This is a genomic window from Burkholderia torrens (genome assembly GCF_984668525.1).
In genome coordinates this window covers 691,869-717,717 of sequence record NZ_OZ480212.1, presented here as the reverse complement: position 1 = coordinate 717,717, position 25,849 = coordinate 691,869, and the positions used below count along the sequence as shown (strand labels likewise).

Annotated in this window: 24 protein-coding genes and 4 pseudogenes; 5 read left to right on the top strand and 23 right to left on the bottom strand. The window is 61.4% G+C overall.

From position 1 onward, the window contains the following. Positions 1–45 precede the first annotated feature (45 nt). Both AC5LXX_RS19515 and AC5LXX_RS19510 read left to right on the top strand, forming a co-directional pair. Entirely contained in the window at positions 46–903 is an 858-nt protein-coding gene (locus AC5LXX_RS19515; RefSeq protein WP_124455172.1) for an AraC family transcriptional regulator, read from the top strand. A gap of 44 nt (positions 904–947) precedes the next feature. Next, the gene (locus tag AC5LXX_RS19510) at positions 948–1,355 is read left to right on the top strand and encodes a DUF2000 domain-containing protein (RefSeq protein WP_124455173.1); all 408 of its coding nucleotides are present in this window, start codon (positions 948–950) and stop codon (positions 1,353–1,355) included. Positions 1,356–1,395: 40 nt separating this feature from the next. Here AC5LXX_RS19510 and AC5LXX_RS19505 read toward each other — a convergent pair whose 3' ends face one another. The 5 genes from AC5LXX_RS19505 to AC5LXX_RS19485 form a co-directional block, all read right to left on the bottom strand. Further along, positions 1,396–1,845, bottom strand: a complete 450-nt coding sequence (locus tag AC5LXX_RS19505; protein ID WP_493412739.1) for a DNA-binding protein — start codon at positions 1,843–1,845, stop codon at positions 1,396–1,398. Then, a complete protein-coding gene (locus AC5LXX_RS19500) occupies positions 1,814–2,413 on the bottom strand; it encodes a nucleotidyltransferase domain-containing protein (protein ID WP_322084213.1) in 600 nt (199 codons plus the stop codon). Before AC5LXX_RS19500 ends, AC5LXX_RS19505 begins: the two co-directional genes overlap by 32 nt. Positions 2,414–2,771: 358 nt before the next feature. Next, on the bottom strand, positions 2,772–3,695 hold the full coding sequence (locus AC5LXX_RS19495; RefSeq protein WP_493412738.1) for a DMT family transporter: 924 nt from the start codon (positions 3,693–3,695) through the stop codon (positions 2,772–2,774). A 13-nt stretch (positions 3,696–3,708) separates the two neighbouring features. Then, complete coding sequence (locus AC5LXX_RS19490; RefSeq protein WP_493412737.1) at positions 3,709–4,698, bottom strand: 2OG-Fe(II) oxygenase; 990 nt, start codon at positions 4,696–4,698, stop codon at positions 3,709–3,711. 29 nt (positions 4,699–4,727) lie between these two features. Then, entirely contained in the window at positions 4,728–5,711 is a 984-nt protein-coding gene (locus tag AC5LXX_RS19485) for a hypothetical protein (RefSeq protein ID WP_493412736.1), read from the bottom strand. A 133-nt stretch (positions 5,712–5,844) separates the two neighbouring features. On the opposite strand from AC5LXX_RS19485, the gene AC5LXX_RS19480 reads away from it, so the two are divergent. Further along, on the top strand, positions 5,845–6,696 hold the full coding sequence (locus tag AC5LXX_RS19480) for a LysR substrate-binding domain-containing protein (protein ID WP_124455178.1): 852 nt from the start codon (positions 5,845–5,847) through the stop codon (positions 6,694–6,696). Between the two features lie 87 nt (positions 6,697–6,783). Here AC5LXX_RS19480 and AC5LXX_RS19475 read toward each other — a convergent pair whose 3' ends face one another. The 5 genes from AC5LXX_RS19475 to AC5LXX_RS19455 form a co-directional block, all read right to left on the bottom strand. Then, positions 6,784–7,485 carry an ABC transporter ATP-binding protein gene (locus tag AC5LXX_RS19475; RefSeq protein WP_006484776.1) on the bottom strand — a complete coding sequence of 234 codons (702 nt, stop codon included), beginning with the start codon at positions 7,483–7,485 and terminating at the stop codon, positions 6,784–6,786. Further along, positions 7,485–8,258, bottom strand: a complete 774-nt coding sequence (livG, locus tag AC5LXX_RS19470) for a high-affinity branched-chain amino acid ABC transporter ATP-binding protein LivG (protein WP_124455179.1) — start codon at positions 8,256–8,258, stop codon at positions 7,485–7,487. The genes AC5LXX_RS19475 and livG overlap by 1 nt, the downstream gene beginning before the upstream one ends. Then, positions 8,255–9,526 (bottom strand): high-affinity branched-chain amino acid ABC transporter permease LivM, encoded by a 1,272-nt coding sequence (locus AC5LXX_RS19465; protein ID WP_493412735.1) that lies wholly within the window; start codon positions 9,524–9,526, stop codon positions 8,255–8,257. Before AC5LXX_RS19465 ends, livG begins: the two co-directional genes overlap by 4 nt. A gap of 11 nt (positions 9,527–9,537) precedes the next feature. Then, positions 9,538–10,464 (bottom strand): high-affinity branched-chain amino acid ABC transporter permease LivH, encoded by a 927-nt coding sequence (livH, locus tag AC5LXX_RS19460; protein ID WP_034186151.1) that lies wholly within the window; start codon positions 10,462–10,464, stop codon positions 9,538–9,540. 183 nt (positions 10,465–10,647) lie between these two features. Further along, entirely contained in the window at positions 10,648–11,766 is a 1,119-nt protein-coding gene (locus tag AC5LXX_RS19455; protein ID WP_493412734.1) for a branched-chain amino acid ABC transporter substrate-binding protein, read from the bottom strand. A gap of 784 nt (positions 11,767–12,550) precedes the next feature. Between AC5LXX_RS19455 and AC5LXX_RS19450 the strand changes: the two genes are divergently transcribed. After that, positions 12,551–13,201, top strand: coding sequence for a hypothetical protein (locus AC5LXX_RS19450; protein WP_493412733.1), 651 nt, complete (start codon positions 12,551–12,553; stop codon positions 13,199–13,201). Between the two features lie 107 nt (positions 13,202–13,308). Here the strand turns inward: AC5LXX_RS19450 and AC5LXX_RS19445 are convergent, their stop codons facing one another. The 8 genes and pseudogenes from AC5LXX_RS19445 to AC5LXX_RS19410 form a co-directional block, all read right to left on the bottom strand. Next, on the bottom strand, positions 13,309–13,938 hold the full coding sequence (locus tag AC5LXX_RS19445; protein WP_493412732.1) for a hypothetical protein: 630 nt from the start codon (positions 13,936–13,938) through the stop codon (positions 13,309–13,311). 170 nt (positions 13,939–14,108) lie between these two features. Continuing rightward, positions 14,109–14,534 (bottom strand): hypothetical protein, encoded by a 426-nt coding sequence (locus AC5LXX_RS19440; protein WP_493413461.1) that lies wholly within the window; start codon positions 14,532–14,534, stop codon positions 14,109–14,111. Then, complete coding sequence (locus tag AC5LXX_RS19435) at positions 14,431–14,697, bottom strand: EndoU domain-containing protein (RefSeq protein WP_493413381.1); 267 nt, start codon at positions 14,695–14,697, stop codon at positions 14,431–14,433. Before AC5LXX_RS19435 ends, AC5LXX_RS19440 begins: the two co-directional genes overlap by 104 nt. A 36-nt stretch (positions 14,698–14,733) precedes the next feature. Next, positions 14,734–15,460 (bottom strand): annotated as a pseudogene (locus AC5LXX_RS19430) (RHS repeat-associated core domain-containing protein); the annotation flags it as partial. Positions 15,461–15,499: 39 nt separating this feature from the next. Next, positions 15,500–15,796 carry a hypothetical protein gene (locus tag AC5LXX_RS19425; protein WP_493412731.1) on the bottom strand — a complete coding sequence of 99 codons (297 nt, stop codon included), beginning with the start codon at positions 15,794–15,796 and terminating at the stop codon, positions 15,500–15,502. 343 nt (positions 15,797–16,139) lie between these two features. Beyond that, positions 16,140–17,408 (bottom strand): annotated as a pseudogene (locus tag AC5LXX_RS19420) (RHS repeat-associated core domain-containing protein); the annotation flags it as partial. A gap of 39 nt (positions 17,409–17,447) precedes the next feature. Continuing rightward, positions 17,448–17,756, bottom strand: a complete 309-nt coding sequence (locus AC5LXX_RS19415; RefSeq protein ID WP_493412730.1) for a hypothetical protein — start codon at positions 17,754–17,756, stop codon at positions 17,448–17,450. A gap of 13 nt (positions 17,757–17,769) precedes the next feature. After that, positions 17,770–18,036, bottom strand: coding sequence for an EndoU domain-containing protein (locus AC5LXX_RS19410; protein ID WP_493412729.1), 267 nt, complete (start codon positions 18,034–18,036; stop codon positions 17,770–17,772). A gap of 33 nt (positions 18,037–18,069) precedes the next feature. On the opposite strand from AC5LXX_RS19410, the pseudogene gudD reads away from it, so the two are divergent. Continuing rightward, a pseudogene (gene gudD / locus AC5LXX_RS19405) lies at positions 18,070–18,206 on the top strand (glucarate dehydratase); the annotation flags it as partial. Here the strand turns inward: gudD and AC5LXX_RS19400 are convergent. From AC5LXX_RS19400 to AC5LXX_RS19380, 5 genes and pseudogenes are all read right to left on the bottom strand, one after another. Further along, positions 18,205–18,409: pseudogene (locus AC5LXX_RS19400) on the bottom strand (hypothetical protein); the annotation flags it as partial. The pseudogenes gudD and AC5LXX_RS19400 sit on opposite strands and share 2 nt — an antisense overlap. A gap of 9 nt (positions 18,410–18,418) precedes the next feature. Continuing rightward, positions 18,419–18,862 (bottom strand): hypothetical protein, encoded by a 444-nt coding sequence (locus AC5LXX_RS19395; RefSeq protein ID WP_493413460.1) that lies wholly within the window; start codon positions 18,860–18,862, stop codon positions 18,419–18,421. Between the two features lie 5 nt (positions 18,863–18,867). Next, entirely contained in the window at positions 18,868–23,175 is a 4,308-nt protein-coding gene (locus tag AC5LXX_RS19390) for an RHS repeat-associated core domain-containing protein (RefSeq protein WP_493412728.1), read from the bottom strand. Then, a complete protein-coding gene (locus AC5LXX_RS19385; protein WP_493412727.1) occupies positions 23,172–23,558 on the bottom strand; it encodes a DcrB-related protein in 387 nt (128 codons plus the stop codon). Before AC5LXX_RS19385 ends, AC5LXX_RS19390 begins: the two co-directional genes overlap by 4 nt. 89 nt (positions 23,559–23,647) lie before the next feature. Continuing rightward, the gene (locus AC5LXX_RS19380; RefSeq protein WP_493412726.1) at positions 23,648–25,786 is read right to left on the bottom strand and encodes a type VI secretion system Vgr family protein; all 2,139 of its coding nucleotides are present in this window, start codon (positions 25,784–25,786) and stop codon (positions 23,648–23,650) included. Positions 25,787–25,849 lie beyond the last annotated feature (63 nt).

Sequence of the window (25,849 nt, the reverse complement as noted above, 5' to 3'; positions counted from 1 at the left end):
CTGCGTACACTACCCGTCACCCAACGACGACGCGCGAGGCATTCGATGACGACAGCGGCCAAGGCCTCCGCCACGACCGACCACTGGCTCGTCGCACGGCGCGATGCGGAAACCGGCATCGAAAGCCTGCACGCGCATTTCAACGGCCATGCCTACGACGCGCACGATCACGACGACATGCTCGTCGGTTTCACCGAACAGGGCGTGCAGCGCTTCCAGTGCCACCGGTCGCTGCATACCAGCGTGCCGGGCCGGGCGATCCTGATCGAGCCGGGCGCGATGCACGACGGCCATGCGCCCGAAGCCGGCGGCTTCACCTACGGCATGCTCTACCTGCCGCAAGCATGGGTCGAGCGCGCGGCGCGCCGGCTGGACCTGCCGGGCCTCGGCGGCGTCGAGGCCACGTTCGGCCATACACTCGTCGACGACCGCAGCCTCGTCGACGCGATCCGGAACGCATTCTTCGCGATCCACGACAACGAAGGCCGGCTCGCCCGCGACCAGACGCTCGATCGCCTGCTGACGCGGCTCGGCGGCGAACTGCGCGGCCCGCTCGCACTGGAAAGCAGCGTCGTGCCGCCCGCGATCGCGCGCGTGCGCGACCTGCTGCACGAGCAGATGGACGGCAACCTCGGGCTCGACGAACTGGCCAGCGTCGCCGGCATCGACCGGTTCCGACTGACGCGGATGTTCCAGCGCGCATTCGGCACGTCGCCGCATGCGTACCTGGTGCGCTTGCGGCTGCGCGCCGCGCGGCGGTTGCTGGCGGCCGGCCGCACGCCCGCGCAGGCGGCCGCGGACGTCGGCTTCGCCGACCAGAGCCATCTGGGCCGCTGGTTCCGCCGCGCGTACCGGATCACGCCGGCCGCGTACCGGCAACTCTGCACAAACGTTCCAGACTGATCGCGCGCGGCATCCGATCATGGGCGCTCCAACCAGGAGCAAGCATGTTCGATACGAAAGTAGCGCTGATCGTGCGTGACGATCTCGCAGCGTGGCAGAAACTCAATGTCGTCGCGTTTCTCGCGACGGGTGTCGCGGCCGGTGCGCCCGAGGCGCTTGGCGAGCCTTACGAGGATGCGGCCGGCCGCCGCTACAGCCGGATGCTCGGCCAGCCGATGCTGGTGTTCGCGGCCGATTTGAACGGGTTGCAGGCCGCGCACCGGCAGGCGCTGTCGCGCGAATTGACGATCGTGCCCTACGTGCGCGCGATGTTCTCGACCGGGCACGACGCAGCCAACCGCGAAGCGTTTCGCGCCGAGGATGCGGCGAATCCCGATCTGGTCGGTCTGGCATTGCACGGGCCGAAGAAGGCCGTCGACAAGGCGGTGAAGGGGCTGGCGTTGCATGCGTGACGCACCAACGTTTCGAGTCGGCACTTCGACACGGTAACGGCTACGGTGTGCCCAGCAACTCAGGCTTGTTCCCCGCCAGCCATGCCTTTACATCGATCATGAGCGCGGCCGCGCTATCGAAACACTCGCGAACGGTTGACGGCTGAACCACATCCCCGGAGTAATCGGACAGATTGCGCTGCTTGCGCAGCGCGTCGAGTACGATCATGCGCGCGACCGGCAAACCAATCGTCTGCGGAAGCGTCTGGATCGCCGTCTGGTGGTGCCCCGGCCGACTCGTCAATGTACGAAAGCCGTTCGCGTGCAATGCAAGCATGGCGAGTTGCATGATCGCCTTGTAGGCCGCATCGAAGCGGTTTTCATTGCTCAATCCTGCGAGTTGCGCATCGGCCAGATTCCGTTCCGCCGCGGCCAGCAGGCGCGCCGCTTGTCCGCCGTCCGGTTGGACCGCATCGAGACTAACGCCGAGCAAGTTCTGCAAGGTCATCATCGCTACCAATCAAGAATATCTTGGGTTTCCCAAGCACGTCTCGCAAAAATGCGTCCTGCCCGGCGACGCCGTCGCGAAACTCGTCTGGCGCCAGTACCTTGGGATTGATGTCGCGCCCCAATGTTGTCTGTGCGTCGTAAAGCAGCCGGACCACCGTTGCAAAGCCAACTGAGCCGATCACCATTACATCGATGTCGCTGTCCGCCGTCTCCTGGCCACGCGCAACGGAACCGAATACGAACGCCACGCTGATTTGCTCCGTGCAGGGCAACAACGCTTCGGACAACACATCACCCAACCCCGACGTCTTTCGCATGATCGAAGCAAGTTCCTCGTAGATCGGACAACTTCGATTGGCGCGATAGCGCACCTGGTTACCTTGCCGATCCCTGCTCAGGATGCCGGCTTCGGCCAGCTTGCTCAGTTCCTTGTGAAGCGTACCGGGCGTCGTGCCGGTCAAACGAGCGATTTCACGGACGTGCAACGCCTGTTCGGGCCGCAGCAGGAGCAAGCCCAGCACGCGGCGCCGGTAGTCGCTAAACAGGGTCGAGGCAATGGATCGTAGCATGATTGGCTTCAATTGTAGCTGAATTAGCTACAATGCATAGTCCAAGTCGCCGATTTTGTACCGACGCCGACGAAAGATCCAAATGTAGCATCTTCGACTACAATCGAAGCCGATTCGACTACATTTTGGCTGCGACCAGCGCGCAACCCGGCGCCGAATCCAGGCACGACGCGACCAATCGCGAAGCGTTTCGCGCCGAGGATGCGGCGAATCCCGATCTGGTCGGGCTGGCGTTGCATGCTTGAACGTCGAAGCGTCGAAGCCGCTACAGTGCTTCGGGTCAGCGATGCGTGAGGGTTCCTTCGCGAGTCGGGCTGTCTCGCGACGCTAAGCCGGAAGCGCCCGTCCGACCAGCCCGTCAGCGGCCGGCCGCCTCCATCTCCGCGCGCCGCGGCCGCGCGGGCCGCTCGACGTGCTTGCCGGCCAGCCACACGCCGATCGCGACGACGACGATGCCTAGGTAGGTCGTCACCTCGATCCGGTCGCCGAACATCCACGCGGCCCACATCAGCGTCACCGGCGGTTCGAGATAGACGAGGGTCGCCACGCGCGTCGCGGGCATGCGCTTGAGCAGCGCCCACAGCGACAGGTATGCGATGAAGGTCGAGAACAGCGTCAACCACACGACGGACACCCACACGTTCGGTTGCGTCGGCACATGCAGGTTGCCCGTGACGATTCCGCACACGGCGAACAGCACGAGGCTCACGCAACCCTGTACGAACAGCGGCAGGAACAGCCCGTCCTCGTTGCTGCGCGCGGCCGTCAGCGCGCGCCGGCGCTGATAGATCGTCGCGATCGACAGCCCCAGTGCGGACACCAGCGGCAGCAGGTACATGACGATCCCGACCGACCCGGCCGGCAGCGCATACTGCCCGCCGATCACGATGCCCACGCCGACGAACCCGACGACGAGCCCGGCCCACTGGCGCGCCCCGCTGCGTTCGCTGCCTTCGAGCGACGTCATCGCGGCCGTGATGAGCGGCTGCAACGCCGCGACGATCGCCGCGATGCCCGGCGGCAGACCATGCTGGATCGCGATATACACGCAGGTCAGATAGAGAAACTGCGACAGGAAGCCGATCACCGCGTGATAGCGGATTTTCTCGAGCGTCAGCCGCCCGAGCTGGCGGTTGAGGACGATCGCCAGGCACAGCGTGACGAGCAGGAACCGCCAGAACAGCAGGTTGAATGCGCCGGCCGTTTCCGCGCCGAGCTTCGCGCCGATGAAACCGGAACTCCACGACAACACGAATACGAGCTGAAGCAGGAATAGCTGCATGGGGCGACGGCTCTCAGAAAGTGGCCGGGGACAGGCGCTGGTCGTGCAGGTCCTCGGGCCGGATCGGCTCGATCCCGAGACGGCAATACTGCAGTTCGGCGTCGTCCCGGAGCGCGCGCTGCAGCGCCAGCCAGTTGACGATCGTGCGTGGAATGCCGTCGTCCGACGCGAGATGCCAGAACCCGTTGTCGTCCTCCCGCGTGTACGGGCAATGAAACGAAAGCACCAGCGACATGCGGCGCCCGGCCTCGACCGGCTCGACACCATGAAACAGCTTGCTGCCGTAGATGAGCAGCGCGTCGCCCGCGTTGTCGAGATTCGCGACCCTCACGTGCCGGCGTTCCTTGTCGTGACGATCGAACGTCTCCGCGGTCGATTCGTAGAACAGAAAGTTGCCGCCCTCGTAGTCGGAACGATCCGACAGCACGACGTTCAGCACGAAACTGGTGCCGTCGGTGTGCCACATGCCCAGCTGTTCCTTGCCGTCGTCGCGCGGGTCCGTCGGATAGTAGTAGTTGAACTGCGACCGCGCATTGATCATCGGATACGGAATCAGCGGCGCGCCGGCAAGACGCGACACCCGCATCAGGAATGCGCGGTCGTGCATCATGTCGTCGATGAAGCGCGAGCGGTTCGTCACCGCACGCACGCGCTTCGAGATGATCCAGTTGCTGCTCGACGCGCTGCGCTCGAGCGCGCGACCGATCTCGCGCAACGCACTCACCGCTTCGTCGGAGAACAGCCCGCGCAGATGGCACACCGCATTCAGCGAATCCGAGCGCGTGCCGCGCATCGGCACATCGCGGTAGCCGAGATCGTCGAGGTTGCGGCGATATCGCACCTGATAACCGTCGCGCAGGCATGCGCCGGTCCAGCGCATCGGTTCCTTCGACGCATCCATCGTGCCTTCGACGTTCACGCCGGCGGACAGCGACGTCTGCAACGCGAGCCTCACCCGATCGAATCCTCGCGCAAACACCGGCAATGCATTTCCCTTGTTCATCGCGCGCCTCGCTGTCGACGTTTCGGCATTCAGCTCTTGAACTGCGCAATCTGGTACACGACGCTGCCGTCGCCGCTGTGCAACTCGTCGATCACGCGGCAATTGCCGTGGCTCAGGCGCACGTGGCGGAACTGCTCCGGCGTGTATTTCAGGCAGACATTGGTGATCAGATGCCCGTCGGCTCCCGCTTTCGACACCGGTTGCAGCGTGACCGCGACATGGAACTGGTCGCCGAGCAGATTGAGCCGCACGATCGACACATGATGCTCGCCGAGCGGCTCGAAGCCCTGCTGCCGGCTGACGATCTCGGAGAACCGCACCATGTTCTCGTTCTGGTAGAAGTTGTAGATGGGCTCTTCGCGCCCCTCCACGAGCAGCTGCATCTCCGACACGACGTAGGTCGACCGGCCGCCGAGATTGCGGATGAGCCGGCCGATCGTCACCGGCAACTCGTTGCCTTCCTGGAACCCGAGCATCGTGATGAACGTCACGTCCTGGCCCAGGTCGATATGGTTCCACTGCACGTTCCGGTAATCGTCGGCGATGTAGTTGAAACAGCCGGGCGTTTTCAGGAACGGCATGATCGCGTGCCGCATCGCGTCTTCGGACGATTCGTTGATGTCGACGGCCGTGTAGCGCAGATGGTCCGGCCCGCCGCCGCTGACACCCTTCATCAGCTCGGTCGTCTTGACCGGCTCGGGCCCGAGCTCGATGTAATGGACATCGCGGCCGCGCGACAACGTGGCCAGCCGCTCGCTCAGCGCGCCGATCGCTTCGCGCAACGAACCGTTGCCGTCGCGATCCGCGCACAGCGCCGGGCTCCGCACGCCCAGCTCGTTCAGGTTGCGCATCAGCGAAAAAACTTCGCGCCCCGCTTCCCTGCGCCGCGCATCATCGTCGTCAGTGCGATTCAGCGTCGAATACTTTTCGTGATTCTCGACCGTCCATACCAACTCCGCCTTCAGCTTCCTGTCCCGCACCCATGCATCTACGACAAAATCATTGATCGACATGAATCGTTCCCCGGATGCGTGCAACGCCCGACCGGCTGCCTGCCGTTGTCTGCCTGTTGACCCGAGAATATGGGATGCTCAATAATTCCGTCAATCGACATTACCTGAATCACTGATTCGGAAAAACCAAATCATGCCGCGCACCCTTGACGTCGACCTGCTGCGAACCTTCCACGCCGTCGCGAAGCTCGGCCGCTTCAAGGATGCGGCCGTCCACGTCAACCGCAGCCCGTCGTCGGTCACCGCGCAGATCCAGAAGCTCGAGGAGATGGTCGCGCAGCGCCTGTTTACGCGAAACAACCAGGCTGTCGAACTCACGCAGTACGGCCACAAGCTGCTGAGCGACACCACCGAGTTCCTGCTGAGCCACGACCGGCTCGTCGAATCGCTGTCGCCGCAAATGCTCACCGGCAAGCTGCGGCTCGGCATTCCCGATTCCTACGCGGCGCACTTCATGGCGGAATTCCTGCCGCGCTTCGCCGCCGATCGCCCGTTGCTCGAACTGACCGTCGAAGCGCGCTCCAGCGAGGAATTGCAGCTGCTGTTCTCGCGCGGCCAGCTCGACATCACGATCGCCGTCGTGCCGAAGGCGCCGCCGCACGCCGAACTGCTCAGCAAGACCCATCCGGTGTGGGTCGCCGCGCGCACGTTCAAGTTCAATCCCGACGCGCCGTTGCCGATCGCGGTACAGCTGCAGGGCTGCCCGTATCGCGACACCGCGCTGAACGCGCTGAAGAAGGCGAAGATCGCGCACCGGATGCTGCTTGAAAGCGCCAGTTCGCCGGCGGTCGAGGCCTGCATCGCGAACGGTCTCGCGGTCGGCCTGATCGAGCACGACCGCGTGTCGGGCAACCTGACGAGTCACGTCGCCGGCATCGTGCTGCCCGATCTCCCGCCGCACCTGATCACGATCCTGACGGACGACAGCAACCGCGCCGCGCTGCATCTTCGCGACGTGCTGAAAAGCACGTTCAGGATCGGCTAGGGAAGACAAGGCCGCGAGCCGGCTTTGCATGCGGAAACATCGAAAGCAGAACGCCGCCGGCCCGTTGCAGGCCGGCGGCTGTCGGCATCAACCGCCGAGGTAGGCCTGCTTGATGCGATCGTTCGCGAGCAGGTTCGCGCCCGTGTCGGCGAGCACCACGCGCCCCGTTTCGAGCACGTAGCCGCGATCAGCCACGCCGAGCGCCTTGTTCGCGTTCTGCTCGACGAGGAACACCGTGACGCCTTCGTCGCGGATCGTGCGGATGATGTCGAAGATCTGCGCGATCACGAGCGGCGCGAGGCCGAGCGTCGGCTCGTCGAGCAGCAGCAGGCGCGGCTTGCTCATCAGCGCGCGGCCGATTGCCAGCATCTGCTGCTCGCCGCCCGACATCGTGCCGGCCCGCTGCGCCGCGCGTTCCTTCAGGCGCGGAAACAGCTTGAACACGTGCTCGATGCCGTCGTCGATCTCGTGACGGCTCGCGAAGAAGCCGCCCATCTTCAGGTTCTCGAGCACCGTCAGGCTCGGGAACACGCGCCGCCCTTCCGGCGAAATCGCCATCCCCTGCCGCATGATCTGGTGCGTCGACATCGCGGTGATGTCGTTGCCCTCGAACAGTACGCGGCCCGACGATGCGCGCGGCGTGCCGCACACGGTCATCATCAGCGTCGTCTTGCCGGCGCCGTTGCTGCCGATCAGCGTGACGATCTCGCCCTTATTCACCTCGATCGACACGCCCGCGAGCGCCTCGACCGCGCCGTAGTGCGTATGGACCTGTTCCAGCTTCAGCATCACTCTTCCCCCAGATACGCCTTGATCACGCGCGGGTCGTTGCGGACCGCTTCCGGCGTGCCGATCACGATCGGCCGGCCATGCTCCATCACGAGGATGCGGTCGGACACGCCCATCACGAGGCTCATGTCGTGTTCGATCAGCAGCACCGACACGCCGAATTCACGGCGCAGCTTGTCGATCAGGTGCTGCAGCTCGATCTTTTCCTGCGGGTTGAGACCGGCCGCCGGCTCGTCGAGCATCAAGAGGCGCGGCTCGGTGATCATGCAGCGCGCGATCTCCAGACGCCGCTGGTGCCCGTACGACAGCGTACCGGCCTGGCGGTTGGCGACCGACGTCAGCCCCATCCGGTCGAGCCACACGGCCGCGCGTTCGAGCGCTTCCTTTTCCGCGTGACGATACGCGGGCGTCGCGAACAGCCCGTGCAGCAGCCCCGCCTTCACCTTGCGGTGCTGCGCGACGAGCAGGTTCTCGACGACGGTCAGCGACTTGAACAGGCGGATGTTCTGGAACGTCCGCACGAGGCCCTTCAACGCGATCTTGTGGCTCGGCAGCCCCGCAATCGCGTGGCCGTCGAGCACGACGTCGCCGCCGGTCGGCTTGTAGAAGCCGCCGACGCAGTTGAACACCGTGGTCTTGCCCGCGCCGTTCGGCCCGATGATCGCGAACACCTCGTCGCGGCGCACGTCGAAATCGATGCCGTCCACCGCGAGCAACCCGCCGAAGCGCATCTGCAGCCCGGCGACCTTCAACAGTTCTGCATTCGCGCTCATTGCGGCAGCTCCACGTGGGGACGGCTCGCGGGCAACAGGCCCTGCGGACGCCACATCATCATCAACACCATCACCAGACCGAAGATCAGCATCCGGTACTCGGCGAAGCCGCGCGCGACTTCCGGCAGCACGGTCAGCAGGATCGCCGCGAGGATCACGCCGAGCTGCGACCCCATCCCGCCGAGCACGACGATCGCGAGGATCAGCGCCGATTCGATGAAGGTGAACGATTCGGGATTCACGAGGCCCTGGCGCGCCGCGAAAAACGCGCCGCCGATCCCCGCGAACGCCGCGCCGAGCGTGAACGCCGACAGCTTGATGCGCGTCGGGTTCAGGCCCAGCGAACGGCACGCGATTTCGTCGTCGCGCAGCGCTTCCCATGCGCGGCCCATCGGCATGCGGATCAGGCGGCTCGTCACGAACAGCGTGAAGCCGACCAGCACCAGCGCGATCAGGTACAGGAAGATCACCATGTGCTCGCCGCTGTATTCCAGCCCGATCAGCTCATGGAAAGTCTTCGCGCCTTCGACGCTCGCCGAGCGCGCCATCTCGAAGCCGAACACCGTTGGCTTCGGAATGCTCGAGATGCCGTCCGGGCCGCCGGTCAGGCTCGTCAGGTTGTTCGCGAGCAGGCGGATGATTTCGCCGAAGCCGAGCGTGACGATCGCGAGATAGTCGCCGCGCAAGCGCAGCACCGGGAAGCCGAGCAGGAAGCCGAACGTCGCCGCGGCGATCGCCGCGATCGGCAGGCATTCCCAGAACGACAGCCCGAAATACTGGTTCAGCATCGCGTACGTATAGCCGCCGACCGCGTAGAACCCGACATAGCCGAGATCGAGCAGGCCCGCGAAACCGACCACGATGTTCAGCCCGAGGCCGAGGATCACGTAGATCAGCGCGAGCGTCGCGACGTCCACCGCCCCGCGCGAACCGAAGAACGGCCACACGAGCCCGACCGCCAGCAGCACCCAGATGATCACGCGCTGCTGCTGCGCACCCATCGCGGGCACCGCCGGCAGCTTCACGGCCGCTTTCGCGCGCACGAGCCACGGCTTGAACAGCTGGAACAGGAACACGGCCGCGACCGCGATCCAGACCGGGCGCCAATGCGGCGTCAGCACGACCTGATAGCCCTCGAGCTTCAGCTGCAGGCCGAGCACCGGAATCGTGAGGATCGCCGTCAGGAACGCGGCGGCCACGGCATTCTTCAGCGCCTGGCCGATCGAAGCGTCGGCGGCCGGGCGGCGAATGGAAATGACTTGACTCATCTGCGTCTCCCTCAGACCTTTTCGATGTCCGACTTGCCGAGCAGGCCGGTCGGGCGGAAGAGCAGGATCAGCACGAGCAGGCCGAACGCGACGACGTCCTTGTACTCGGCTGGCATGTAGCCTGCGGCGAAGGTTTCTGCGAGGCCGAGCAGTACGCCGCCGAGCATCGCGCCCGGAATGCTGCCGATCCCGCCGAGCACCGCGGCGGTAAACGCCTTGATGCCCGCGACGAAGCCGATGTACGGATTCAGCTTGCCGATCGTCAGCCCGATCAGCACGCCGCCGACGGCCGCCAGCATCGCGCCGAGCACGAACGTGAACGAGATCACCCGGTTCGTGTCGATGCCGAGCAGATTCGCCATCTTCATGTCCTCGGCGCATGCGCGGCACGCACGGCCCATCCGCGAATGCGAGATGAACAGCGTGAGCGCGATCATCAGCACGAGCGTCACGCAGACGATCATCAAGCGCGAATACGGGACGGTCACGTCGAAATCGCCGCCGAGATGGATGTCGAACGCGCCGGAGATCAGCACCGGCACGGACACGTCGCGCGCGCCCTGGCCGATCTGCACGTAGTTCTGCAGGAAGATCGACATGCCGATCGCGGAGATCAGCGGCACGAGGCGCGGGCCGCCGCGCAGCGGGCGATACGCGACGCGCTCGACCGCGAAGCCGTACAGGCCGGTGACGATCACCGACACGATCAGCGCGGCGCCGAGCACGAGCGGCAGCGGATAGCCGGCGGAGATGCCGATTGCCGTGAGGGTCACGAGGCCCACGTACGCGCCGATCATGTAGATCTCGCCGTGGGCGAAGTTGATCATGCCGATGATGCCGTAGACCATCGAATAGCCGATGGCGATCAACGCATAGATCGCACCCAGCGTCAGGCCGTTGACCAGCTGCTGGGCGAATTGAGGAAAGAAGTCAGTCATGTGCGGGAAGCTCCCGTTGGCGCTGGGTCGCATGCCGTCGCCGGATCACGGCGTTTGGCCGCGCGCAACGCACGGTGTCGTCTCGGGCCGCCCGTTGGCCGCGCACCGGGCCGATGCGCAGCCAATACGCACCCGCCCCGTCCGGGTCTCGGACAGGGCGGGTGCACGGGCGGGTACTCCGTATTACTTGGCGGCGGTCTTCGTCGCGTCCTTGTGCCACGTGTAGACGACGAACTTGAACGCCTTCAGGTCGCCCTGTGCGTCATATGCGACCTTGCCGATCGGCGTGTCGAACGTCGTCTTGTGGATGTACGCGGCGACCTTGGTCGGGTCGGTCGTCTTCGCGCCGGCGATCGCGTCGGCGATGATCTTCACCGCTGCATACGACGGCATCTGGAACGGGCCGTTCGCGTCGCGCTTCTTGTCCGCGAACGCCTTCACGAGCGCTGCGTTGGCCGGATCGGCCGAGAAGTCGGCCGGCAGCGTGACGAGCATGCCTTCCGAAGCCGGGCCGGCGATCGCCGTCACGTCCTTGTTGCCCACGCCTTCAGGGCCCATGAACGTCGCCTTCACGCCCTGCTCGCGCGCCTGGCGCATCAGCAGGCCCATTTCCGGGTGGTAGCCGCCGAAGTAGACGAAATCGACGCCTTGCGACTTCAGCTTCGTGATGATCGCCGAGTAGTCCGAATCGCCGGCGTTGATGCCTTCGAACAGCACGACCGGGATCTTCGCCGATTCGAGGTCCTTCTTCACCGACGACGCGATGCCCTGGCCGTACGACTGCTTGTCGTGCAGGATCGCGACCTTCTTCGGCTTCACGTTGTTGATGATGTAGTGCGCGGCGGCCGGGCCTTGCTGGTCGTCACGGCCGATCGTGCGGAAGATGAAGTGACGCTTCTTGCCTTCGGTCAGCTGCGGCGCGGTGGCCGACGGCGTGACCATCACGATGCCTTCGTTCTCGTAGATGTCCGAGGCGGGAATCGTCGAACCCGAGCACACGTGGCCGATCACGTACTTGATCTTCTGGCTGACGATCTTGTTGGCGACGGCGACGGCCTGCTTCGGCTCGCACGCGTCGTCCATCATCACCACTTCGAACTTGTTGCCGCCCGCACCGCCTGCCGCGTTGATCTGTTCGATCGCGGTCAGCGCGCCGGCCTTCACCATGTCGCCGTATTGGGCGACCGAGCCGCTCATCGGACCAGCGATGGCGATCTTCACGGTTTCCGCTTGCGCGGCGGCGGCGCCGGCGGCGAACAGCACGGCGGCAACGGAAATGGACGTAAGACGGGACAGCGTCATCTGGGAGCTCCTCGATGTTGTTTAGTCATACGGGCAAAGGCGGCATGACTTGCGCAATCGAACAGCACCCGGGGCGAGGACATGGGACACGCCCGAGACACATAGAAGACGGAACTCCAGCGGAATGTTGCGTAGCGGGGCCCGGCTCTTGCAGTCCCCGAAGGGGACGTCTGGTTCGGAAAGACATCGTGATGCGTCTTGCATTGCGCAAGCGTTTCGCCTGCCCCGCTTGCCAAATTGCTCGTTCGGAGGGATGGTCCGACAGCCATTGGCAAGGCAGTCGAAATTATATGGGCGTTTTTCAATCGTCTGTCAAAAATGCCGGTCAACCAAGGGAAAACACGTACGTTTTTGAGATGGATGGGTGGCGATGGGGGCGCAACCTCGGGGAGGCGGGAGCGTTTGCGTCGAGTGCAATCGGGTTGCTATTTGACAGGGTGATCGGGTTGAGTGCCTTGCTGTGTATGGGATTCGGTGATCGGTCATTCTGCAGGGCGTACTTCTGGGCGACAGAGGGTCAGGTCGTTGAAAATCAATCGACTGATGATTGTGCGGGCAGGCACCAACACGGGGCACTCGTACCATGCGGTAAATCTTTCTGTTTTCCGACTGATCTGGACGCCATGAAAGCTGATTGATATTTTCGTGAAATAATACGAACTCGCTTCTGCAATCCAGCCAGCCTCCCCTGCAAGTCGCGCCCGCGCGCCTCGCAGTCGCTTCAGGGCCGCTTCGACGCCCCTCCGTCGCCCAGCCGCCAGCCAGTGATCTGCCGTTTTGTTCAATGCACATCACCTGCTTCGGATCGCCAATGAATCACCCCGTCCGCCTCTCTTCCGCCGCCGCGATTGCGTGCGCGCTTTCTGTTTCTACGGTCCATGCTTCAGGTCGCGATACGCTGACCGATCGGTCGGCCGGTGTCAATGTGTTTCGCTCGGAGCGGCGTGCGGCTGCTCGGGATGATGGGCATGCGGCGCGTATGAGCCGCCGACGGGTGCAGTTCGCTGCGCCTGTGGAGCGCAGTCCGTTCGATACGCCGGACAAGCGGCCGTTGCGTGCGACAAGCGATGCGCTGGTGGCATCGCCACCTTCGTCTGTGCATGATCCCGAGTTTGCATTGCCGCCGAACCGCGTCGCGCTCGGTGCGGGTGGAAGCGATAGTTTGGGTCGCACCGTGCCCGGGTATGAGCAGCGCGAACAGAACTGGAATGAATACCTGCGCGCCAACGGCTCGCGGCCTGCGGGTAGTGGTGGATCGTATGCGCCGCAGCGGCCGTACGATGCGCCGCGTGGTCCGCATGGGGCGCCGAATCCGTTCGATCCTTCGGTGCCGCAGCCGGAAACGCGGACGTTCTACGACAACGGCTCGGGGACGAAGTGCACGGCTACCGGCGGTGCGGGGACGTCGCGGTCGTCTTGCAATATCGACTGGTGATGTGTGGTTTTGGGGCGGCTGCGGCTGGAGCCGCCCTGATCGCTATGCGCGTTCGGGCCGCGTCGATTGAGGAAGGCGGTACGAGGTTTTCACAGGACGACGCCAACCTACTCGATGTGCCCCTGTTCGCGATAACGAATCACTATCGGCTGCGACGGCGTTCCCGTCGCCGTCATCGGCTCCCGCAGCCCGAGGCGCTCGTCTTCTGCAATCCGAACCAGGGCATCCGCGACAAAGCCGAAATAGCGGCAAACATCATTCCAGCCGCCATCGAAATCGATGGTTGGACAGTCGCCTAGCTCAGGGCCATTGCTCCACGTGAGGTGAATGATAGAGTAACGCCCCGACTCGTCTGTATGAGCGCAAAGAACGTCGTCATTACCGATGGCATGCGCAATGACCATCAGCTTGCGCCCGTGAAATGGGTGATTCGGGTGAAGCTCTACGTCGAGTTCTGCCTGGATTCGCGCATGGTCAAGATCACACTCCGAATGGCGGTGCGCAAATTCGCACCAATCCTCGGGCCACGTAAAGTCGTTCTGCTGCTCCATCGAGCCCCCTATCAGCAATTTCAAATAACTCGATGCCATGAACCGTTCAGTTTGACGAGCACGGTACCCCACCGCGTCATACCCGAAATGGCTCGTCCGCTTGCCCTGCGTCCGTAGCACCTCGCGATGCAGATCGTCCCCTTTGATGTCCGCAACTGCGGCACCGTCGAAACGAATCTGGTGCACATGCCCTGAGCCGTAATGCAGCCAATCGATCGTGCGCTCACCGGAAATCGTCGTGCTGACACGATTGCCAAGCTCGTCGTAGGTGTGTGCGAGCCAGCCGGTCGGCGTGTATTCCTCAACAACCGCTCCTTTCCTTCGGTAGCATCCGGCATAGTCGCTAATTCAGCCTCTCACCTAGCCTTCCATTTATTTAAGTAATTTTCAAATCTCTCCCAAAACCCCTCCTCAAACACGCTTTCCTCATTCAGATTTAAATCCCCCCCAATCTTTCTATAAATACCCACATTAATTTCACCCGGATCAAACTCGACATTCATCAGATCAATAAATAAACCCTCGTAAGCCATCTCATATTCGTCATGATCAATAAAATGCCGAACAGAATCTACTGTTTCACGACCTAATTTTCTCTCGTACACATCAAGCAACAGAAGCAATTGATATTTAACAAATTCATAATCTATTTCATTTTTACTCATTCGCTCACCTATATTACGGAGGATTAGGCGCAACATTGATCGGATATGCCGTTGATATTTTTCCAGCGTAAGTCGGATGCGTCGGCGGATAAAAATCAACCCTGATCTCAATTCCATCTCGGACACCGACAACATAGGGCGAATTCCATTTCCCAACACCCGCTACCGAATGCGGATCCGTGGCAACGTCCGACACATGCCGCAAAATATCACTATCATTCCAATGAGATGAAAACTCCGTCTTCCCTGATTTTCCGGCACCATATCTATGGCGATCCAAAATATGATCCTTTCGGTGCTCGGTTAGATCGCAAGATAACCCTAGAGGATCAATCCACGCGACCGAGTTCGGTGCGTACTGATAGAGGTTCACTCCCCCATCAACCCGATCGGATCCGGATTGATGAACCGCCCGATGTCCGGATCGTAGAATCGGAAAGTGTTGTAGTGCAACCCGGTCTCGCGGTCCAGATACTGCCCCTGGAAACGCAGGTTTTGCGGTCGCGGGGCATGTGTCGACGTCGGCGCGGCCACCGACACTTCGCCCCAGGCAGCTGCCGGCCGCTGCGGCGCCGCGCAACCCACTCCTCCTGCACCGCATTGCCCCAAACCTTGTAGCGCGCCTGCCAAACCAGCTCGCTACCAGCGTCAGTCAGCTCCTCCGGCAACCCAGAAACATCGTTGTGGAAGTAATAAACCGAGTCCCGTACATCCGCGTCATTCGCCGCCGCCTTCCCTTGATCAATCCGGGCAAGCGGCACATAACTATTCGACTCGTACAAATACGTCAGCGCCTCCTCGCCCTGACGGTCGTGATACGTCTCCTGCACCAACCGCATGCCGTCCCACAGGAAATCCGTACTCGCATAACTGCCATTGAGCTTCCGGATTCGCCGACCGAACGCGTCGTACTCGAAATGCGTCGTCGCGATCCCGAGCCGGTCCTTCGTCACGACAGTCTTGAGCTGGTTCCAGTCGTCGTATTCAAGCGTGAGCTCTTTAGCCGGCCCATGCCCACTCAGCTTGCGAACCAGCCGCCCATACGCCGCTGTGCCGGCACGACGCATCCTTCTTAATTCACTTTAATCAAGTATAGTTACCTCTGCCACCTTCTTGGGACCTTCATAAATATCAAATATTTTATGCCTTAGCATTCTCTCCTTAGGAGCATCATTTACAAGAAAATCAACCCCACCCAAACTCACCACTCCTTCACTTGATTCAAAAGAATCACCCAAATCAAAAACAACACTCCATGCATTATTTTGCCAATTAACATCCCCAGGAAATCGGGACACAGAATAATATTTACCTGCCGCGGGAGGTTTTTTCCTCCCCCCATTCGCCTCAGAAATCCAAACCACTCTAACGGAATGCACTTGACACCTCCAATCCTTACCTGCAACCAGAATAATTAACCTCTTTACTCCAAGTGACCCTCGATCTCGGATTATTAAGATCTTCTAGTTCAGCATATCGAGCAGGCCCAATACCATCGAGATGCGGATCCTTATGCATTTTTCCTGCCATATCATCCGGCACATCTACTTGCACCACTCTAAACGCACCTTCGCCATGCCCCATTGTATTGCCCCACTTGACCGCATCCTGATAAGACTCGGCAAACCATTTTCCTTCCATATTTCCATTAATAGTCCATTTGCCGGACTCCATAAGCCCATTATACTCATCAAGACTCATGGACCGATACAAAACCATTAACCCGAGAGGATCAATCCATGTCAGCGGGTTAGGTGCGTATTGATATAAATTTACCCCTCCATTCAAACCAATAGGGTCTTGCGTAATAAATCGACCAATATCCGGATCGTAGAACCGGAACGTGTTGTAGTGCAGCCCAGTTTCACGATCCAGATACTGACCTTGAGAGCGCAAATTTTGCGGTCGTGGAACGTTTGCAGGTCCCAGTTCAGATAAATGAATTTCGCCCCATTCCGGCGCCGGCTGCCGTGCCCCCCGCGCAACCCACTCCTCCTGCACCGCATTGCCCCACACCTTATAGCGAGCCTGCCAAACCAGCTCGCCGCCAGCGTCAGTCAGTTCCTCCGGCAACCCAGAAACATCGTTGTGGAAGTAGTAAACCGCATCGCGTACATCCGCATCATTAGCGGCCACCTTCCCTTGATCGATGCGGGCAAGCGGCACATAACTATTGGACTCGTACAAATACGTCAACGCTTCCTCGCCCTGACGGTCGTGATACGTCTCCTGCACCAACCGCATGCCGTCCCACAGGAAATCCGTACTCGCATAACTGCCATTGAGCTTCCGGATCCGCCGGCCGAACGCGTCGTACTCGAAATGCGTCGTCGCGATCCCGAGCCGGTCCTTCGTCACGACGGTCTTCAGCTGATTCCAATCGTCGTACTCAAGCACCAATTCTTTAGCCGGCCCGTGCCCACTCAGCTTGCGAACCAGCCGCCCATACGCGTCGTACTCGAAGCGCTTGTCCTCGAACACCTTGAGCCGGTTGTGCTCGACGTAGCCGCCCGGGTGATCGCTCGACACCAGGTTGGCCGCCGCATCCCAGCGAAACACTTCCGACGGCAGTCCCGGCCCTGCCGCCTGTTCGATGCGCCCCGTCGGGTCATACCGATAGCTCGTCGTGCCATAACGCTGATCGCGCTTCTGGATCACGTCGCCTGCTGCATCGTATTGCCACTGCTTCGCAAGCAACTCGCCGCCCGCCGTACCTCGCTGCGCAGTTTGCCGCGCACGGCGCCCCACCGCGTCATACCCGAAGTGGCTCGTCAGCTTGCCCTGCGTCCGTAGCACCTCGCGATGCAGATCATCGCGTTCGATGTCCGCAACCGCGGCACCATCGAAACGAATCTGGTGCACATGTCCCGACCCGTAATGCAGCCAATCGATCGTGCGCTCGCCGGAAATCGTCGTGCTGACACGATTGCCAAGCTCGTCGTAGGTGTGCGCGAGCCAGCCGGTTGGCGTGTATTCCTCAACAACCGCGCCCTCCTTCGTTAGCACCGGGCATAGTACTAATTCAGCCTCTTATCGTGCTTTCCATTTATCCAAGTAGCCTTCAAATCTTTCCAAAAACCCCTCCTCAAATACACTCCCCTCATTCAAATTCAAATCTTCTCCAATTTTTATATAAACACCCACACCAACATCACTCGGATCAAACCCAATATTCATCATATCAATAAATAGTCCCTCGCATGCCATCTCATACTCATCATGATCAATGAAACTCCGGACAGAATCTACCGTTTCACGACCCAACTTCTCCTCGTACTTCTCAAGCAACAGAAGCAATTGATGCTTAATAAATTCATAATCAATTTCATTCTCATCCATTAATTAACCTATATTACAGTGGATTATGCACAACATTGATCGGATATGCCGTTGATATTTTTCCAGCATAAGTTGAATGTGTCGGCGGATAAAAATCAACCCCGATCTCAATTCCATCTCGGACACCGACAACATAGGGCGAATTCCATTTCCCAACACCCGCTACCGAATGCGGATCCGTGGCAACGTCCGACTTATGCCGTAAAATATCACTATCACTCCAATGAAATGGAAACTCCGTCTTCCCTGGTTTTCCGGCACCATATCTATGGCGATTCAAATCTGGTGCACATTCCCCGAACCGAAATGCAGCCAGGTGACGGTGCCGGAGCGACCTGCGCTCGGAATCGAACTCGACATGGCGCAGGTCGAGGCTCCGCATGCGCCGTACCGGAAGTCGGTGACACAACGCGCGACGATGCAGTCGCGATGCGCTATCTGGTGCCGGGGGCGTCTCAACCTTCACGAACCGGTGAGGCCATCCCAAGTATATTGCCAAGTCTCTGACCGAAACCCGGCTGTTCGAGCGCCTTCTCGATCGCGCAGCCCTCCGTGCATCATATTGACAGTGCAGGCAGACCACCCCGGTGGTAATGGTGAGCATCCACGGGCGCCTGCCGCCCGTCGGCTGCGATGTTCATCGCCGCGTCATATCCACAGGCTTATATCGAATTCAGCTTGTCCAAATAAAAATCCGAGCCAGCACCGAACCTTTCACCCTTACTCTTCAGATCCTCAAAAAATTCGATTGCGAATCTCTTCATTTCCGAGACAAACTCAAACCGATCCACAACCACCTTCACGGTTTCATGCACAGTTACAGAAAAAACTACACCACTACCGTGGACAGCAAATTTTATCTCGATAGGTTGATCTGGAAAATAAGTCGCGAATCCTTCTCCTCGCGAAATACACACCAAACCTTCAGTTATATATGCCCACAATTGGTCAACACAATCCCACATCGATTTATCAAGAAGAACGACCCCATCCACAGAGAGCTCAATGGCCCCTTCAATGTAATTAGGATCTTGTATTTTTCCATTAAATCCGTGAAAATCAACAAATTTATTCTTGACCTTAAGATACGTTTTCGAGGTTATCATTCCACTTACTCTTTATAAAACTGACCAACCCTACCATTATTCAACCCGAGCACATAATCGGAACCATCATAGGTTCCTTTAATTTGATACATACCCTGAGTACCTCGAGCCTCTAGCAAGCCACCATTTTGCTTCATGACGCTGCCAATAGCATCACTAACATCATCAATCGACATCTTCGAATCGAAGAAAGTTTGCTTAGCCTTAACCGAACCATCCCAATACTCCGGATGATGACGTTCCAATATGTGCTTCATCCCGCTCTTTTCCAACTTGAAGGTCTCTGAGCCAAACCTGAAATCGCGGCTTCGGAAATCCTTCAGATCATTGACGACCTTCTGCGGGCGTGCTGCCTTTGTCGGTCCACATGACAACCCCCAAGGATCAATCCATGAGATTGGATTCGGCGCGTATTGATAGAGATTAAACCCTCCGGCCAGCCCAATCGGATCTGGGCTGATGAACCTTCCAATATCGGGATCGTAATATCGAAAAAAATTGTAGTGCAGCCCCGTTTCCCGATCCAGATACTCACCTTGGAAACGCAGGTTCTGCGGTCTTGGCACTTGGGCTGACGACAGCGCAGCTTCCTGCACCTCGCCCCATGCCGGGATCGACCGCTGCGGCGCCCGCGCAACCCACTCCTCCTGCACTGCATTGCCCCACACCTTGTAGCGGGCCTGCCAAACCAGCTCGCCGCCAGCGTCAGTCAGTTCCTCCGGCAACCCAGAAACATCGTTGTGGAAGTAATAAACCGCGTCCCGTACATCCGCATCATTAGCCGCCGCCTTCCCTTGATCAATCCGGGCAAGCGGCACATAACTATTGGACTCATACAAGTACGTCAGCGCTTCCTCGCCCTGACGATCGTGATACGTCTCCTGCACCAACCGCATGCCGTCCCACAGGAAATCCGTACTCGCATAACTGCCATTGAGCTTCCGGATCCGTCGGCCGAACGCGTCGTACTCGAAATGCGTCGTCGCGATCCCGAGCCGATCCTTCGTCACGACGGTCTTCAGCTGGTTCCAGTCGTCGTATTCAAGCGTGAGTTCTTTAGCCGGCCCATGCCCACTCAGCTTGCGAACCAGCCGCCCATACGCGTCGTACTCGAAGCGCTTGTCCTCGAACATCTTGAGCCGGTTGTGCTCGACGTAGCCGCCCGGGTGATCGCTCGACACCAGATTGGCCGCCGCATCCCAGCGAAACACTTCCGACGGCAGTCCCGGCCCCGCCGCCTGTTCGATGCGCCCCGTCGGGTCATACCGATAGCTCGTCGTGCCGTAACGCTGATCGCGCTTCTGGATCACGTCGCCTGCTGCATCGTATTGCCACTGCTTCGCAAGCAACTCGCTGCCCGCCGTACCTCGCTGCGCAGTTTGCCGAGCACGGCGCCCCACCGCGTCATACCCGAAGTGGCTCGTCAGCTTGCCCTGCGTCCGTAGCACCTCGCGATGCAGATCGTCCCGTTCGATGTCCGCAACCGCAGCACCGTCGAAACGAATCTGGTGCACATGCCCTGAGCCGTAATGCAGCCAATCGATCGTACGCTCGCCGGAAATCGTCGTGCTGACGCGATTGCCAAGCTCGTCGTAGGTGTGCGCGAGCCAGCCGGTTGGCGTGTATTCCTCGACGACTTCTCCACGCGCGTCGTATTTCAGACTGACCCGATTCTTCAGCGATGGCCCACGAGCGGCGAGCGCATACAACTCGGCCGACGTGATCCGGCCAGCCTTGTCATACAGGTACTCACAACGCTCATGTGGAGCCTGCTTCGCCGTCAGTCGCCCGACCGCATCGCGCTCGTATCGCGTCTCGATCTGCCCATCGCGTACGATCGTGCCTTGGCCGCACACGTCGTACTCGTACGTCCGCTTGTGGCCATCGAGACCGATCTGTGCGGAAACGAGATCGCGCCGGTCATACTGAAAGCGATAAGTCTCACGGTTCTCGTTGGTCAAGCTCGCGAGCCTGAACGCGTCGTCATAACCGAACCGCACGACACGATCAGCCGCATCCGTGCGCGCCAGCAGCAATCCACGCGCATTGAGTTCGTAACGCGTACTGCGCTGATTCGCATCAACGACCTCAACGAGACGCCCCGCCGCGTCATACCGAAACGTCTGATGCGCACCGTCAGCCGTCCCGATCCCCGTGACCCGCCCCATCGCATCCGTTTCGTACACGGTAGCCTGCCCGGCCGCATCGGTCACCCGCGCGAGCGCACCGCGCGCGTCATACGCAAACCGCGTGACCTTGCCGGAGCAATCGGTATACGAAGTCAACTGCGCCCGGCCATTCCATTCGAGGAACTTGTAGCCGCCACGCGCATCGCGAATCGTATGCACGAGCCCGCGCTCGTCGCGGTAATACTCGGTCGCGAACCCCGCCGGATCGCGCGTCATCGTCAGGTTGCCGCGATCGTCGTAGCGATAGATCCAGCGAGCATTGGCCGGATCGGTTTCGGCAACAGGCAGATCGTAGTGCCCGTTCCATTCGGTGCGCTCGACCTGGCCGAGCGCATCGATGCGCTGCGTCTGCCGCCCGCGCTCGTCATATTCGAAGCGCGTCGCGTTCCCGGCCGGATCGGTCGTACTGACCAGCTGCCGCATCGCGTTCCATTCGAGCTGCCACACGTTGCCTTCGGCATCCGTGTGCCTCGTCGGCTGCTGATCCTCGTTCCACGTCCATTGCGTCACGCGCCCGATCTGGTCGGTGATTGTCACCGAACGCTGCGCGAGGTTCGCATCAAACGTGTACGCTTCGCCGTCGTCGGTCCAGTGGCGCACGACACGCGCGTCGCGGCCAACACCGTGCCACGCATAGAAACACTTCAAGCCGCCGCGCAACGTGTGCTGAACCATCAGACCACGCTCGTAAGCGAACCGTCGCCCGATGTGGCCACTGCGATCGGTCACGGCCACGAGCTCGCCGGCGTCGTTGTACGCATAACGCACCAGCGTGTCCGTTTGTTCACCGTCCACGCCACGCGTCAGTTCGATCGTGGCAATGCGTCGAGGATGAGGTTTCTCATAACCCAGCGTCAGCACGCGCCCCGCGCTGTCACGCAACCGCACCGGCCGCACGACCTGATCCGCCGATTCCTGCTCGACCTCGATCCAGTTGCCGTTGCGATCCTCAAGCCGCCACAGCTTGAGCGTCTCGCTATCCGCATCGCTGCGCGCGCGGCCGAAATCGCGATACAACCCATCGATCGTTTCGACCACATAGTGCCCGCCGGCGGTACAAATCAGGTAAATGCCTTCAGGCACGCTGAAATGGCTCTCGCCCGGTGGCACGGCCGGAAACTCGATGTCTCGCCCCTGCTCGTCCCAGTACGTGATCGACGTGACTTCGCCCTGCTCGCGCGCAATCCGCAGCTCGACGCTGATCGGCACACTCCATCCCGTCCCGAACAGGCTGTCGGCCCGATCGTCATGGCTGCTGTAAAAACGCCGCCATAGGATCGGCAGCGGCCCGGGCAATGCGAAGTCGGTGTCGTCCGTGCCGTCGAGAACCTTGCCGCCAGTAATGACATTGACCGGGTGACCTGCTGACGGCCTGGCGAGGCTACCAAGCCACGTCCCGAATGCACCGGCCGCAAAATTCATCGCGATACACGGCGCCTTGCTCTTCAGGAACTGCCCCCAGCTCATCTTGCCGCGGCCGCAAACCGCCAGCGCAATCCCGAGCGCCGCACCCAGCCATCCGAGCCGCGTAGCCGACTTCACGTCCCGCACCCGCTGCGTGCCGCCGCCGATGAAGACGTTGTCGGAACCTTCGGCAATCGTCCCGTCACACGTCGTCTTGTCGCCAACGCGCGCAGCCGGTTGATCGTTGATATAAACGCTCCCCGACCCGTCGGCAATCATCTGCGGCCCGGGATGGTCCGTACACGCGACGGTATCGAGATCGCCCGGCTTGGCCGCCCGCGCCGCCGGCTTGTCGTTGACGTAGACGTTCCCCGAACCGCTCGCGATCTTGCCCTTGATCTCGGGCGGCGCGATCGTATCGGCCAGCGCCTTCGCGCCGTCGTCGATCGCTTCGTTCATGCCGCTCGCTTCCATCAGCGCACCCGAGCCGACCGCCACGCCGACACCGATCGCGATCACGAGCGGCGTCGCCAACCCCGCCGTGCCGATTTCAAGCGCGGCCAGGCCGGCGAACACCAGCCCCTCCATCGCCTCGGCCACGAGTGCGCCGACGACGGCGCCGCCGACCACCGACCCTACCGTGCCGACAAGCTCGCCCCAGAACGACGTGTGCTGGATCGGGTCTTCGAAGCGAGCGGCCGCAAAGTGCTCCGCACTCACGACGCGTCACCCGGCCCAAGCAGGGTCGGTCGCGCCGCACGCGGCTGGAAACTGGCGAGCATCCGGTCGGCGATCGCCTGCTGCTCGTCGGTCAGCGGCGCCGCGCTGGTCAATGTCATCACGAGGACGCGACCGGCGTCGTCCGACGGGAACATGGTCTGCATTTGATGCCACAGCCGGCCGTCGCGTTCGTGCGTGGAATCGATCTGAATGCCCGCGCGCCCACCGACCGTGACGGGTCGGCGGGCCTTCTCGGTGAGCATCCGGGCATCGCGCGACGCCACGTCCCATTCGCGCGCAACGAACGCGTCGAGATTCTCGCCGTCGCGAAACCGCCCGCGGGCGATCACAAGATTGAGGCCGCCGGGGCCGACGTTCATCATCAGGATGTTGACGGTGCGATCGAGTGCCGTGTCGGGCAGCTCGAAGGTGCCTTCGTGGATTGAGTAGTGCATGGCTGGTGTTCTTCGAGTTATTTGTTGAGATCGATGCGCTTGCCGTTGACCATCACGCCGTCGTCGGTCATCAGGATCACGGAGCCGTTGTGCTCCAGGCGAATGCCTTCCGGCGCGAGCGAGATCGAGCTGTTCTGCACCTTCAGCAGGATGCCGCGCTCGGCCATGTAGACCTGCGTGCCGCCACCACCGTCCTTGGCCGGCGTCGTGACCTCGACGGTCGTGGCCGTGGTGCTGCGTTTCTCGGCGATCGTCTCGGTCAGATTGCCCTGCGGAATCTGCTTTTCTTCGCTGCCCGTCGCCACGAGCACGGTACGCATCGGCCCCAGCACCTTGTGCGTCTCGTTGTTCTCGACGACGGTGTTCATGTCCTTCTGCGCGTGCATGAAGAATTCCTGCATGCCGTTCGTGTCGGTCATGCGGATCTCGTTCGACCCCTGCCCCTTGTGCGTCTGGCTCTTGATCCCCATCGTCTGGCCGGCCGCGCCGTGATACGGATTGCCCTGCTCGCCGTTGAACACGCGGCCGACGATCACCGGGTTATCCGGATCGCCCTGATTGAACGCCACCAGCACTTCCTGCTTGATCCGCGGAATCGCGGCCGCGCCCCAGCCGTCGCCTGCCCACGGCTGCGACACGCGCACCCACATCGAATCGGAGCCGTCCTTCTTGCCGCGCCGATCCCACGGGAAATGCACTTTCACGGCACTGCCGTTGGTATAGATTTCCTCGCCCTTCGGACCGACGACGATCGCCGACTGCGTGCCGTGAATCACCGGCTTCGGCGTCGCACGCGTTGCGCGATACGGAATCTTCTTCGGCAGCAGCGCGAAGCTGTTGCGGTACGGGAGCTTCGCGCTGTGCTGCGTATAGTCGTTCACCGCCTCGTGACGCACGTGCAGGATCACGTATTCCTGGTTGTTTTCGAGAACCGGATGATTCGCAACGGTCACGGCGCCGGCCGTGGTCATGCGCCACGCGTAGCCGCCACCGGTATAGCGATGGGCTTGCGCCTCCTCGGCCTCCATCGCGAAACGCGCGTAGCGGTGGCCGTCGTCGCCATGGTCGTACAGCGACTGGTGCTCGAACCGCTCGGTCGCATCGAGCCGTGCGTGCTTGAGGTTCTGCGGCCCGGCCTCCACCAGCATCAGCGGCGACGACGGATTCTGGTGATTGAAGTCGCGGAACGTGACCTTGCCGACGCCGAAGCGCCGGCCTTCGTGCAACTGGTCGATGCCGCTGTCCTCGCTGGCCTGGGTCGCGGCGAACGGCACGGTGGCGAGCCCGTCGATCGGGCGGAACAGCAGGTTCGTGTCGCCGATCACGAGAAAGTGCTTGTCCTTCTCGTAGCGGTGCGTCCAGACGAGCCCCTCCTGCTCCATCAGCCGCGCGCAGAAGTTGTAGTAGCTCTCCTGGTACATCACGACGTACTCGAGCGGCTTCTGGCTCGTCCGGATGTCGAACACGAAATCGGCAAAACCGTGTTCCTGGAAGATTTCGGTGAGGATGTCCTGCGCGGTCTTGTTCTGGAAGATCCGGCAGTCGGTCGAGCGCGTGAGGAACCAGAACCACGGCACGGCCGTCAGGTGGTATTGCGTGACGTTCCCGGGGTTGCCGGCTCGGTCGAACGACGCGACGTAGCCGTCGAAGTAGCGGTCGCCCTCGACGATATCCGACGCCACGACGCGCTCGAGCGTCGACAGGCGCGCCTGCTGGTCGAAGCGGATCTTGACCTGCTGGCCGATCAGGTCGTCAGGGCGCAAGTCGTGGCGATGCGACAGCAGGTCGAGGTGGATTTCCGGCAAGCGGTTCACATGCTCATCGACGACGGCCGCACTGACCAGGAGAACATCCGGGCCGAGCGGCGTATCGAGTGTGACGTAACGGTTGAGCTGAGTCAGGCGCGCAGGGTTGGCGGCGCCGTTGATCGCTTCGGCGATGGCGCCGGGCGTCTTGTCCATCAGCGAGAAGCCGGTCTGCGCGAGTTGCATCGCGCGCTGGACGGTGTCGACGTGCCCGGCCAGACCCGCGAGCGGCCCGAGGCTGCCGGCCACGCTCGACGCAACCGGCCCGGCAAGGCCGCCGAGCGCGCTCAACGAGCCGAGCGCACTGCCGCCCAATCCACTGGGAATACCCCCGTTCGGAGCGAAACTCATTCTTTTTTCCTTGCTTGTGATCTCAGGTTCCATGGACCAGCTCGCCGGCCCGAAGCCCCGATA

Bases quoted from the DNA above. Each gene is read 5' to 3' on its own strand.
- AC5LXX_RS19515 (WP_124455172.1), top strand. From the start codon at position 46: ATGACGACAGCGGCCAAGGCCTCCGCCACGACCGACCACTGGCTCGTC.
- AC5LXX_RS19510 (WP_124455173.1), top strand. From the start codon at position 948: ATGTTCGATACGAAAGTAGCGCTGATCGTGCGTGACGATCTCGCAGCG.
- AC5LXX_RS19505 (WP_493412739.1), bottom strand. From the start codon at position 1,845: ATGATGACCTTGCAGAACTTGCTCGGCGTTAGTCTCGATGCGGTCCAA.
- AC5LXX_RS19500 (WP_322084213.1), bottom strand. From the start codon at position 2,413: ATGCTACGATCCATTGCCTCGACCCTGTTTAGCGACTACCGGCGCCGC.
- AC5LXX_RS19495 (WP_493412738.1), bottom strand. From the start codon at position 3,695: ATGCAGCTATTCCTGCTTCAGCTCGTATTCGTGTTGTCGTGGAGTTCC.
- AC5LXX_RS19490 (WP_493412737.1), bottom strand. From the start codon at position 4,698: ATGAACAAGGGAAATGCATTGCCGGTGTTTGCGCGAGGATTCGATCGG.
- AC5LXX_RS19485 (WP_493412736.1), bottom strand. From the start codon at position 5,711: ATGTCGATCAATGATTTTGTCGTAGATGCATGGGTGCGGGACAGGAAG.
- AC5LXX_RS19480 (WP_124455178.1), top strand. From the start codon at position 5,845: ATGCCGCGCACCCTTGACGTCGACCTGCTGCGAACCTTCCACGCCGTC.
- AC5LXX_RS19475 (WP_006484776.1), bottom strand. From the start codon at position 7,485: ATGCTGAAGCTGGAACAGGTCCATACGCACTACGGCGCGGTCGAGGCG.
- livG (WP_124455179.1), bottom strand. From the start codon at position 8,258: ATGAGCGCGAATGCAGAACTGTTGAAGGTCGCCGGGCTGCAGATGCGC.
- AC5LXX_RS19465 (WP_493412735.1), bottom strand. From the start codon at position 9,526: ATGAGTCAAGTCATTTCCATTCGCCGCCCGGCCGCCGACGCTTCGATC.
- livH (WP_034186151.1), bottom strand. From the start codon at position 10,464: ATGACTGACTTCTTTCCTCAATTCGCCCAGCAGCTGGTCAACGGCCTG.
- AC5LXX_RS19455 (WP_493412734.1), bottom strand. From the start codon at position 11,766: ATGACGCTGTCCCGTCTTACGTCCATTTCCGTTGCCGCCGTGCTGTTC.
- AC5LXX_RS19450 (WP_493412733.1), top strand. From the start codon at position 12,551: ATGCACATCACCTGCTTCGGATCGCCAATGAATCACCCCGTCCGCCTC.
- AC5LXX_RS19440 (WP_493413461.1), bottom strand. From the start codon at position 14,534: ATGGAATTGAGATCAGGGTTGATTTTTATCCGCCGACGCATCCGACTT.
- AC5LXX_RS19415 (WP_493412730.1), bottom strand. From the start codon at position 17,756: ATGGATGAGAATGAAATTGATTATGAATTTATTAAGCATCAATTGCTT.
- AC5LXX_RS19395 (WP_493413460.1), bottom strand. From the start codon at position 18,862: ATGATAACCTCGAAAACGTATCTTAAGGTCAAGAATAAATTTGTTGAT.
- AC5LXX_RS19385 (WP_493412727.1), bottom strand. From the start codon at position 23,558: ATGATGAACGTCGGCCCCGGCGGCCTCAATCTTGTGATCGCCCGCGGG.
- AC5LXX_RS19380 (WP_493412726.1), bottom strand. From the start codon at position 25,786: ATGAGTTTCGCTCCGAACGGGGGTATTCCCAGTGGATTGGGCGGCAGT.